The sequence below is a fragment of the Roseobacter phycocola genome, assembly GCF_042055075.2.
Classification (GTDB): domain Bacteria; phylum Pseudomonadota; class Alphaproteobacteria; order Rhodobacterales; family Rhodobacteraceae; genus Roseobacter.
In genome coordinates, this window is record NZ_CP194010.1 from 2359832 (window position 1) to 2370355 (window position 10524).

Here is a 10524-nt window from a genome sequence, read left to right on the forward strand (position 1 = left end):
CTCTCCTGCTCAAACTCTGCCAGACGGCTGGCCGGAAACCGTGATCAAAGCGGATGTTCGAGCCCTGCCTCGCAGTCCGGAAACCGGTAAATGGCGGGCATGAAGATGCACCAGAAGCAATCTGAGAAACCCGACGGGCCTGCCGAAAACGCTGAGAAACGCGAACCGGCCATTACCACAGATGATGAAAGCCCCCGTCTGATGGATCGTTCTGACCTTTTCGAGCACCACAACTGGATAAACGAAGCCTGCGGGGATGACCTTTGGGAACTGTAAATCATTCCAGATCAGAACCTTAGCGGGAAATTCTCTCAAATACTAGATCCGGCCCTCACCACGAGGCGCCGGATTTCCGCGCGCTTTCATTGCAGGCTCCCCAGCTTTTATTATTTCAATTTTCAAACTATTATATTGTCAAATTTCCATATTAATGTTTTATACCAAAACAATAATTCTTCTTGTGACACGAAGCGCTCCTATGTCCCGGCGCGCAACCCAAGGAGAAAAAACATGTCCAGAACACTTCGCACCACCGTTGCTGCAGTTCTCACAACGGCAATGATGACGTTGCCGGCCCAGGCCGGAGACGTCTCATACGGGTATGAGACGGTTGATGGCGTCGAAATCTTTTACCGGGAGGCCGGAGACCCTGCCAATCCGGCAATCGTGCTGCTGCACGGCTTCCCCAGCTCATCGCACCAGTACCGCCAGCTTCTGGACGACCTGTCCGATGAATATTACCTGATCGCGCCGGACTACCCCGGCTTTGGCGCCAGCGGTTTTCCGTCACCTGAAGAATACGAATACACTTTCGACAACATTGCAGACACCGTTGAGGGCTTTCTGGAACAGAAAGGCGTCGATCAGTTCTCGATGTATATCCAGGACTATGGCGCGCCTGTCGGGTTCCGGATTGCGACGGCCAATCCCGAAAAAATCGATGGCCTGATCATCCAGAACGGCAACGCCTATGACGAAGGTATCAACCGCGAGGTATGGGCCCCCATCCTGCACCTTTGGGAAAACGGACGCGACGCCGAACTTGAGCAAACCCTGATCGACAATGTGTTCAGCGTTGGCGGGCTCCGCTGGCAATACACGCACGGCACCCGGAACCCCGACGGGATCAACCCGGACAACTGGCTGCTGGATCATCAGGCGATGAGCCGCCCTGGCATGCATGATGTTCAGATCAGCCTGTTTTACGACTACCGCACCAATGTGGCCAAATACGCAGAATGGCAGGCTTACATGCGCACGCACCAGCCCCCCGCACTGGTGGTCTGGGCAAAGAATGATGCCTACTTCCCCGTGCCCGGTGCCGAAGGCTATCTGCGTGATCTCGAGGACGTCGACTACAACATTCTCGACACCGGTCACTTTGCTCTTGAAGAAGACGGCGATCTGATCGTCGGCCATATCCGGCGCTTTATGTCAGAACGTTTCTGAACCCATCTGCGGGGCCCTGCGCCCCGCCGGTACACTCTGTCGTCAGGCACAGCGCTAAAGCCTGTGTTTTATAAGATAGAGGTTCTATACCGGACCCGACACGGTTTCGCGGGCTGCTTTCCGCAAACCCTAAACGACCCGAAAACGTTCCGGCGCACAGGCCGGATAACCTCCATACCCCATCCGGGATGCAGACCCACGTTGCACCCAGTAGCCCTTATGAATGACCGGACACCGCCAATCATGACCAATATCTCCATCGCCCGTCTGAACCGTTTTCCCGTTAAGGGCCTGAGCGCAGACCCTTTGAATGCTCTGACCCTGACAGCCGGCGAAGGCGTGCCCGGCGATCGTTTGTTTGGGTTCGCCCGCTACAATTCCGGTTTTGACCCTGAGCGCCCGGAACCGCTGCCCAAAGAGCGTTTTGTCGTTCTGGTGAAAGAGGCGGCCCTCGCCGGTCTCAACACTTCATTTGATGACGCAACGCATATGCTCCGCATTGAGGCCGGTGAAGCAGTTCATACGTTTGACATGCGCAACGACGAGGCCCGGGTCCGCGCAGGCGTGTTTCTGCACGGGGTTCTTGGGCTGACTGATCCGGAACCACCCGTCTTCGTATCCTCGGCGCCGCATCGCTTTACCGATGTTTCTGTGGTCTCACCTCAGATGATGAACGCCATTTCCGTTGTGAACCACAACTCGCTGCGGGATTTCGGTGCCCGCATCGGTGCCGATGTGCAGGCCGCCCGCTTCCGCGCGAATATCGAGATCGACGGGTTACCGCCTTTTTCCGAACTGGACAGCGTCGGACAGACCCTCGCCTTCGGGGACGTGCGGCTGCGCATCCTGTCGAGAACGAAACGCTGTGCCGCGACAGAGGTCAATCCGGAAACCGCTGAACGCGATCTGAAGATCCCCTATCTGTTGCGCAAAGAGCTTGGACACATGGACATGGGTGTCTATGTCGAAGTCACCGCAGGCGGGCGTCTCGAAGTTGGTCAGACCGGTCGGATCGGGGAATAGTTCGGCCGCCGGGCCTGGGCATTTTTGAGGACGGCCCTGCCAGCAGCAGTCAGGCACTAACCCGATTGCGGCACAGGTGCTGTTTCCGCAATCAGGCCCTTTGCTTTCAGCGCGGCCCAGAACGCATCCGGTATCGGTGTCGCAAACCATTCCAGGATCTGTGTGAACTCTTCTTTGCTCCGCGGGCCGGGTATCACGGACGACACAATGTCATGACCCAGCGGGAACTGCAGCGCTGCGGCCGGTAACGGGATCGAAAATGCGTCTGCCTCTGCGCTGAGCGCGCGCGCCTTTTCCACGACATCAGTCGGTGCCTGCGCATAATTCCACATGTCGCGGCCAACGAGGATGCCCGAGTTAAAGGGGCCTCCGCAGATGATCGATGTGCCTGCCGAGGCACAGGCCGGAAACAGAGTGTCCAGAGGCGTTTGTTCCAGAAGCGTGTAACGGCCCGCCAGCAGAAATACATCCCAGTCACCGATCCCCAGCGCATCCATGCAAACCTGGTTCTCATTCACACCGAGACCGATCGCGCTCACACTTCCTGACTTGCGCAATTCGTCCATGGCGCGATATCCACCCGTCGCCAGATCGCGGAAGTGGCCATCGTTGGCATCACCATGCTGGAAGGCGCCGATGTCATGCGCCAGCAGAATGTCGATACGGTCAAGGCCCAGCCGCTGCAGATTGTCCTCAAACGCCCGCATGACGCCATCATAGCTGTAATCATAGACGACGTTGAAAGGCAGCGGTTTGATCATGCCAAAATCCATCGGATTTTCGACCGCGCCGGGGCGCAGCAGCCGTCCGACCTTATCAGACAGGACATAGTCCGTACCGCGCAGCATATCGCCGATCACACGTTCGGAACGGCCAAAACCGTACCAGGGGGCTGTATCAAAATAGGTTATGCCTGCATCTTTCGCCGCACCGATCAGGGCGGCCGCCTGCCCGTAATCCAGATCGGCAAAATTCCCACCCAGTGGCGCGCCGCCAAGTCCAAGCTCATCAACCCTTAAACCCGTCCGTCCAACCTGTCGCTTTTTCATATCTTTCTTTCCGTCCTGCTGGGATCATACCGGGCACGCGGTCCGTCAGGGCATCAGCTGCCCGCCATTCACTTCAATGGTCTGCCCGATAATATAGCCCGCGAGCGTATCTGAGGCGAGAAACAGATAGGCCCCCACACAGTCGGACGCGACACCAAGCCTGCCCTGCGGCACCGTGGCCAGCATCGCATCCAGCTGTTCTTTGGTGGAATACCGCTCGTGAAACGGCGTGGAGATCACCCCCGGCGAGACCGCATTTACGCGGATGCCGTACCCGATCCATTCCTTTGCCATGCCCCGCGTGACGTTCGACACAAAGGATTTGGAAGATCCGTAAAGGCCCGCGCCATTGCCGGCACCGTTGCGTGCGGCGATCGAGGTTGTGTTGATCACAAAACCGCCGTCTTTTTTCAGATGCGGCAATGCTGCCTTGGACGCCACAAGGATCGAACGGGCGTTCAGATCCATGACCTCATCATAGTCTTTGTCGCCCACGTCTTCATAGGAAATGCGGCGTACCATGCCCCCGGCGTTGTTGATCAGCCCGCGCACTCCGCCCAGACGCCCGGCCACATCTTCCACAGCGGCCCGGAGCTCTTCTGCGTCTGACGCGTCCGCGCGTGCAAGCTCGACATGCCCGCCGTTTTCCCGGATTTCAGCGGCTAGAATCTCAGCTGCGTCTTTTGAAGAGTTGTAGTGCAGACCGACCCTCGCCCCCTGCGCGGCAAAGGCCCGAGCAAGCTCTGCGCCGATGCCCGTTGAAGCCCCCGTTATCAGAACGCCAGCGCCCGCGAACTCCGGCAACGAAAAATTGGAAAGTGTCATTTGTCTGATCCTTCTGATCGCGGCCTCAGTTCCGAAGCCCGTCTTTTGATGTATCACACCGGACCTGCCGGCAACCTCGACGCGTCAGTCGCGCAGCCCCGGTGGTCTGTGTTCAGATCGATCCGCCTTCGACCATGTAGTTGTTTGCGGAACACATCGCCGCATCATCCGATGCAAGGAAAACGACCATACGCGCCACATAAACCGGATCGATCAGATCCGGCAGGCATTGCCTTGACCGGTGCTTTTCCAGCCCTTCAGGGGTTGCCCAGAGCGTTTTCTGCCGGTCCGTCATGATCCATCCGGGCACGACCGTATTGACGCGGATGCGATGCGGGCCAAGGTCGCGGGCCATCGTGCGCGTCAGCCCGTGTACCGCGGCCTTGGCCGTGGCATAGGCCGGGAAACCACCGCCCGCCTCCCACCAGGAATTTGACCCCATGTTGATAATGGAGCCGCCACCGGCGGCAATCATGTCCGGTGCAACCGACTGAATTGAAAAGAACATGTGCCGCAGATTCGTGTGCATACGTTCATCCCAGTAGTCAGGTGTCACATCCTGCCAGTCATGCCGGTCGTCGCGCGCGGCATTGTTCACAAGAACATCTGCCGGGCCGACTTTTGATCTGAGCTTTGTCAGGCCGTCGCGCAGCGCATCGATATCCCGCAGGTCACAGATTTCAAAAGCGATGTCCCCTGGTGTGCTGCGCACCAGTTCTGCGCTGGCTGCCGCATCGAGATCGAGAAACCCGACACGGGCGCCCTGTGCCGCAAATGCCGACACGATTTCGGCGCCGATACCGGAAGCCCCCCCGGACACATAAACGGTTTTCCCCGAAAGGCTCGGGTAGGATGCAAAGTCGGAAGTCATGCGGCTCACCTTTTCAAATCATCATTGCGCCCTGTGCGGATCGGTATGCCTGGTCACACACCTGTGCGTCCCGGCCACCAGCGTTCGGATCAGAACCTGGCACAGCCGATAGGGCAGAATTGCATTCTCCGGCGCGGCAGAATGCACTCGGCTGCACGTGAGCCTCTCCGTCGAAAGAATACCAGCGACTTTAGGAGCAGTTCACCCGGAAGTGAAACCGGTATAATCCGAACAGGTCGTTTTCCAGGCTTTCAGAAAACTGTCTCACCGGCCAGGCCGACACATGCGCGGGCTCGAAGGCGCACCCGATCAGCAATCCAGCGTCGTGTCCTGTTCCCATTGCGTCAGGTGCTGGCAGTACTGGTTCCACTCGCGCGTCCTGAGTTTGACATAGGCGTCCGAAAACTCATCGCCCATGATACCAGCGAGGAGCTTGTTCTTCTGGAACGCACGCAGGGCATCCAGCAGGTTCAGCGGCAGTTTCCTGGCACCGCGCACCTTGTGACCCTCTGTGTACATATCAATGTCCAGACGCTTGCCCGGATCAAGCTGCCGTTCAATACCATCCAGCCCTGCCGCCAGAAGTGCGGCCTGAAGCAGGTAAGGGTTTGCAGCACCGTCTGCCAGACGGAATTCCATCCGGCCTTTGTCCGGGATACGCACCATATGGGTCCGGTTGTTGCCGCCATAGGTCACTGACTGCGGCGCCCAGGTGGCACCGGACAGTGTCGCGGGTGCATTGATCCGTTTGTAACTGTTCACGGTCGGGTTGGTGATGGCACACAGGGCCTGACCGTGGGCCATGAGCCCGCCCAGAAAACTGTAGGCAGTATCCGACAGGCCCATTTCATCGTCGCCGTCGAAAACGCAGGTTTTGCCATCCGGTGTCCACAGCGAGTGGTGCACATGGCAGCCGTTGCCGGTCAGGTCAGTGAAGGGCTTGGGCATGAAGGTCGCGCGGAAGCCATGCTTTTCCGCAATTTCTTTGACCATGAACTTGAAAAACGCATGCCTGTCGGCCGTCTGAAGGCAGGGACCAAAGTCCCAGTTGATCTCAAACTGACCATTCGCATCCTCATGGTCGTTCTGGTACGGTCCCCAGCCCAGTTCGATCATCGTAGAACAAATTTCTGCGATAACATCATAGCGACGCATCAGCGCCGACTGGTCATAGCAGGGCTTCTCATGGAAATCGCGCGCGTCGGAAATGCCGGAACCATCCGCGCTGATCAGATGAAACTCCGGCTCCACGCCGGACTGCATCATAAAGCCCATGTCGTTCGCTTTCGCGACGAGTGATTTGAGCACATTGCGCGGCGCCTGCGCGACAGGTTCGCCATCCATCCAAGGATCGCCCGCAACCCACGCAACCTCCGGCTTCCAGGGCAGCTGGATCGCGCTGTCGGCGTCCGGCATGACAAGCATGTCAGGATGTGCCGGTGTCATGTCCAGCCAGGCGGCGAAACCTGCGAAACCTGCTCCACCTTCCTGTGCGCCTGCAATCGCCTCTGCCGGGACGAGTTTCGCGCGCTGCACGCCAAAGAGATCGGTGAAGTTACACAGGAAAAACCGGACACCCTTTTCGGCAGCCCATTCCGCAAGTTCAGTCATCAGAAATCTCCCCTGTTTTGTCCGGGTATCCAGTCAGTCCCTGCCAGAGGCACGCCGGCCATGGCCGCAGCTTCAAGCGTCAGCGCACACAGATCCTCCGGCTCCAGGTTCAGAACATGGCTCTTGCCGTTCGCTCTGGCAATTGTCTGCGCTTCCAGCGCCATAACCTTCAGATAATTCGCGAGGCGCCGCCCTGCCTGTTCGGGATCAAGCCGTGCGGCCAGCTCCGGGTCCTGCGTCGTGATACCGGCCGGATCTTTTCCTTCGTGCCAGTCGTCAAACGCGCCTGCGGTGGTGCCGAGCTTACGGTATTCCTCCTCCAGCGCCGGGTCATTGTCCCCGATCGCGATAAGAGCCGCAGACCCGATGGAAACGGCATCCGCACCGAGCGCCAGGGCTTTGGCCACATCCGCACCGGTTCGGACCCCACCGGAGATGACAAGCTGTACCTCACGGTGCATGTCCAGATCCTGCAGCGCCTGAACCGCGGGGCGGATGCACGCAAGCGTCGGCTGCCCTACGTGTTCGATAAACACATCCTGCGTCGCCGCTGTGCCACCCTGCATACCGTCCAGCACGACGACATCCGCCCCGGCCTTGACCGCAAGTGTCGTATCGAAATAGGGCCGCGCGCCGCCGATTTTGACAAAAACAGGCACTTTCCAACCGGTGATTTCGCGCAGTTCCATGATCTTGATTTCCAGATCGTCCGGTCCCGTCCAGTCCGGGTGACGGCAGGCGGAGCGCTGGTCGATGCCCTTGGGCAGGTTGCGCATCTCGGCCACGCGGTCCGAAATTTTCTGCCCCAGCAGCATACCGCCACCGCCTGGCTTGGCGCCCTGCCCGACCACGATCTCTATCGCATCCGCCCGACGCAGATCATCGGGGTTCATACCGTATCGCGAAGGCAGATACTGATAGACGAGTTTTTTCGAATGGCCGCGCTCTTCGGCCGTCATCCCGCCGTCGCCCGTAGTCGTTGACGTACCTGCTGCAGAGGCACCGCGCCCAAGCGCTTCTTTTGCCTGCCCCGACAAGGCACCGAAACTCATTCCGGCAATGGTGATGGGTATGTCCAGTTCGACCGGGTTCTGCGCAAAACGGGTGCCCAGCATTACGTTCGTTCCACAGGTTTCGCGGTACCCTTCGAGGGGGTAGCGCGACACGGATGCGCCCAGAAACAGAAGGTCGTCAAAATGCGGCAACCGGCGTTTGGAACCGCCACCGCGAATATCGTAAATGCCTGTGGCCGCAGCCCGTCGGATATACGATGTTGTGTAATCATCAAATGTCCACGGCTTCTGCGGGTGTGTTCGTGGCGTTTCGTCCATCAATAGGCTCCCGCGTTGTCGATATCGAAGTTGTAGAGCTGCCTTGCTGACCCATAGCGCCTGAAATCTGCAGGATCCGCATTGCTTCCCGCCTCTGAAAGAAGGGCCGTCAGTTTTTCCAGGTGCTCGGGGCGCATTTCCTTTTCGATGCAGTCAGCGCCCAGCGATGCAACAGAGCCGCGCACAAAAAGCTGCGCCTCATAGATGCTGTCCCCCAGCGCGTCACCAGCGTCACCACAGACCACCAGCGTTCCGGACTGCGCCATGAATGCGCTCATGTGGCCCACATTTCCGTTCACCACAATATCAATGCCCTTCATGGAAATCCCGCAGCGGCTTGATGCGTTGCCTTTGATGACGAGCAGGCCGCCGTGACCGGTCGCACCGGCATACTGGCTTGCGTCGCCTTCGATCACCACCTTGCCGGACATCATGTTCTCGGCAACGCCCGGCCCGGCTGAGCCATTTACATGGATCGTCGCACTTTTGTTCATGCCGCCACAGTAGTAACCGGTTGACCCCTGCACCGTGACTTCGATCGCGGCATCGAGACCACAGGCGATCGCATGAGCACCCCTGGGATTCTCGATCGTCCAGCTTGTCTGGTTCGTGTTCTGAGCCTGTGCCTGCAACGCGGCGTTCACCTCGCGCAGGCTTTGCGTTTCCAGATCAAGGTGCTGCATCAGTGGCTCCAGAAGTAGGCGGTTGCGGGTTCAGGTTCCCAGACCTTCGCGTCTGCGATCCCCGGCAGGTTCACCAGAGCGCGGTATTCCGAACCGAAAGCAACATATTCGTCGGTTTCGGCCAGTACGGCCGGCTTGCACGCAATCGGATCGCGCAGCACGCCGAATCCATCCCGTGTGCCGACAACGAATGTGTAAAACCCATCGAGATCGGTCAGCCCTGCTTTAAGGGCCTGACCCAGATCGTCGCCTTCCTGCATGCGGTGCGTGAGGTAGGCGGCGGCAACTTCGGTATCATTCTGCGTCTGAACGCTGACACCCTGGCGCGCGAGCCTGCGACGCAGACGGTTGTGGTTGGAAAGCGACCCGTTGTGCACAAGGCACTGATCTGCCCCAGTGGAAAACGGATGTGCGCCAAGGGTCGTGACAGCACTTTCTGTTGCCATACGGGTGTGGCCAATTCCATGCGTTCCGGCCAGCGCCGGGATCTCAAACCTGTCGGCGACACTCTGAGGCATGCCAACCTCTTTGTAGATTTCAATCGCCGTGCCGCTGGACATGATCCGCAGCCCCGGATGGTCGGACCGGAGACAGGCTAGCGTTGCATCAGCGCGGTCCTGCGGCACCACAATAATGGCATGCGTATCGATGACCTGCACCTCAGCTCCAAGCGCGTCTTCGAGTCCGGGAAAGTCAGTGTCCGGCGCGGCGGACTGGACGGTAATCTTGGCCTTATCCCGGTCATCCGACCGGTAGACCGCAATTCCGGCGCTGTCCGGTCCTCTGTCCGACATTGTCACCAGCATTTCGGCCAGCAGGCGCCCGAGCTGCGGTTCAAGGGCTTTGTTTTTCAGGAACAGTCCGACAATCCCGCACATAGGGCCTCCAAAACACTTCGGCCCTGACATTAACGGGCGCGTACGGAGTGTCCATTCCGTGGCCCTTAAAAAGAAAATTTTGTTCCTGAAGAGAAAATATCCGGCACCATTATTCCTGAGAATAACAAATGATCGACAGGTATTTTGCCGGCAGCCTTTCCAGGGTTTCCGGGCCGTGCGGCGCATCTGCGTCAAAAAACAGACTGTCCCCTGGCTCCAGCGCATAGAGTTCAGAACCATGCCGGTATTTCACCGCGCCCTCGATCATATAGAGGAATTCCATGCCCTCGTGCTGGAAGGTTTCGAATGTGTCAGAATCTTCTGTCAGGCTGATCAGGTAAGGTTCAACAACAACCGCACTGGACTGGGCGCTCAGCAAACCCAGCAGCTTGTAATGGTGCCCCGCGCGGGTGCCTGCGCGTTCGGCTTCGACACCTTCACCAGCCCTGACATGCATGACGGGTCTGTCTTCCTCAAAGCCCTTGAAGAAGCTCGTGAGCGGTGCAGACAGCGTATTCGAAAGCGCCTGCAGCATCGACAGTGAAGGGGACACCTGTCCGTTCTCGATCTTGGAAAGCATGCCCGGGCTGACGCCTGTCTCTGCCGCCAGTTCAACAATGGTCCATTCTCTTTTCTGCCGCAGCAGACGGACCTGACGCCCGATTGCCGCCTCCAGCCTTCTGTCCTGGAAAAGCGCGGTATTGTGCGGGTTCTGCAACGGAGCTTTTTTCATGTGCGCAGCCTAGCGACGCAACCCTGAGACGTCAGCACGGTTTTTGCTCAAAAACACCGGTTCATTGCATC

11 protein-coding genes are annotated in these 10524 nt (G+C 58.5%); 3 read left to right on the top strand and 8 right to left on the bottom strand.

What is annotated here, in order from left to right:
• The first annotated feature begins 90 nt into the window (after nucleotides 1-90).
• The 3 genes from AB4K19_RS11645 (at nucleotide 91) to AB4K19_RS11655 (ending at nucleotide 2472) form a co-directional block, all read left to right on the top strand.
• Entirely contained in the window at nucleotides 91-276 is a 186-nt protein-coding gene (locus tag AB4K19_RS11645; protein WP_375228522.1) for a hypothetical protein, read from the top strand.
• A gap of 234 nt (nucleotides 277-510) precedes the next feature.
• Nucleotides 511-1449: an alpha/beta fold hydrolase gene (locus AB4K19_RS11650; RefSeq protein WP_375228523.1), complete on the top strand. Its 939-nt coding sequence runs from the start codon at nucleotides 511-513 to the stop codon at nucleotides 1447-1449.
• Nucleotides 1450-1692: 243 nt separating this feature from the next.
• Entirely contained in the window at nucleotides 1693-2472 is a 780-nt protein-coding gene (locus AB4K19_RS11655; RefSeq protein ID WP_375228524.1) for an MOSC domain-containing protein, read from the top strand.
• 56 nt (nucleotides 2473-2528) lie between these two features.
• Here AB4K19_RS11655 and AB4K19_RS11660 read toward each other — a convergent pair whose 3' ends face one another.
• The 8 genes from AB4K19_RS11660 to AB4K19_RS11695 all read right to left on the bottom strand — a co-directional run bounded on the left by AB4K19_RS11660 (nucleotide 2529) and on the right by AB4K19_RS11695 (nucleotide 10453).
• Nucleotides 2529-3521, bottom strand: a complete 993-nt coding sequence (locus tag AB4K19_RS11660) for an aldo/keto reductase (RefSeq protein ID WP_375228525.1) — start codon at nucleotides 3519-3521, stop codon at nucleotides 2529-2531.
• A 45-nt stretch (nucleotides 3522-3566) separates the two neighbouring features.
• On the bottom strand, nucleotides 3567-4346 hold the full coding sequence (locus AB4K19_RS11665; RefSeq protein WP_375228526.1) for an SDR family NAD(P)-dependent oxidoreductase: 780 nt from the start codon (nucleotides 4344-4346) through the stop codon (nucleotides 3567-3569).
• Nucleotides 4347-4458: 112 nt separating this feature from the next.
• Nucleotides 4459-5217 carry an SDR family NAD(P)-dependent oxidoreductase gene (locus AB4K19_RS11670; protein ID WP_436397651.1) on the bottom strand — a complete coding sequence of 253 codons (759 nt, stop codon included), beginning with the start codon at nucleotides 5215-5217 and terminating at the stop codon, nucleotides 4459-4461.
• Between the two features lie 309 nt (nucleotides 5218-5526).
• Entirely contained in the window at nucleotides 5527-6828 is a 1302-nt protein-coding gene (gene glnT, locus AB4K19_RS11675; protein ID WP_375228528.1) for a type III glutamate--ammonia ligase, read from the bottom strand.
• Nucleotides 6828-8159: an FMN-binding glutamate synthase family protein gene (locus AB4K19_RS11680; protein ID WP_375228529.1), complete on the bottom strand. Its 1332-nt coding sequence runs from the start codon at nucleotides 8157-8159 to the stop codon at nucleotides 6828-6830. Before AB4K19_RS11680 ends, glnT begins: the two co-directional genes overlap by 1 nt.
• A complete protein-coding gene (locus AB4K19_RS11685) occupies nucleotides 8159-8842 on the bottom strand; it encodes a protein GlxC (protein WP_436397652.1) in 684 nt (227 codons plus the stop codon). Before AB4K19_RS11685 ends, AB4K19_RS11680 begins: the two co-directional genes overlap by 1 nt.
• Nucleotides 8842-9720 carry a class II glutamine amidotransferase gene (locus tag AB4K19_RS11690; RefSeq protein ID WP_436397653.1) on the bottom strand — a complete coding sequence of 293 codons (879 nt, stop codon included), beginning with the start codon at nucleotides 9718-9720 and terminating at the stop codon, nucleotides 8842-8844. Before AB4K19_RS11690 ends, AB4K19_RS11685 begins: the two co-directional genes overlap by 1 nt.
• Before the next feature lie 109 nt (nucleotides 9721-9829).
• On the bottom strand, nucleotides 9830-10453 hold the full coding sequence (locus tag AB4K19_RS11695) for a helix-turn-helix domain-containing protein (protein ID WP_436397655.1): 624 nt from the start codon (nucleotides 10451-10453) through the stop codon (nucleotides 9830-9832).
• Nucleotides 10454-10524 lie beyond the last annotated feature (71 nt).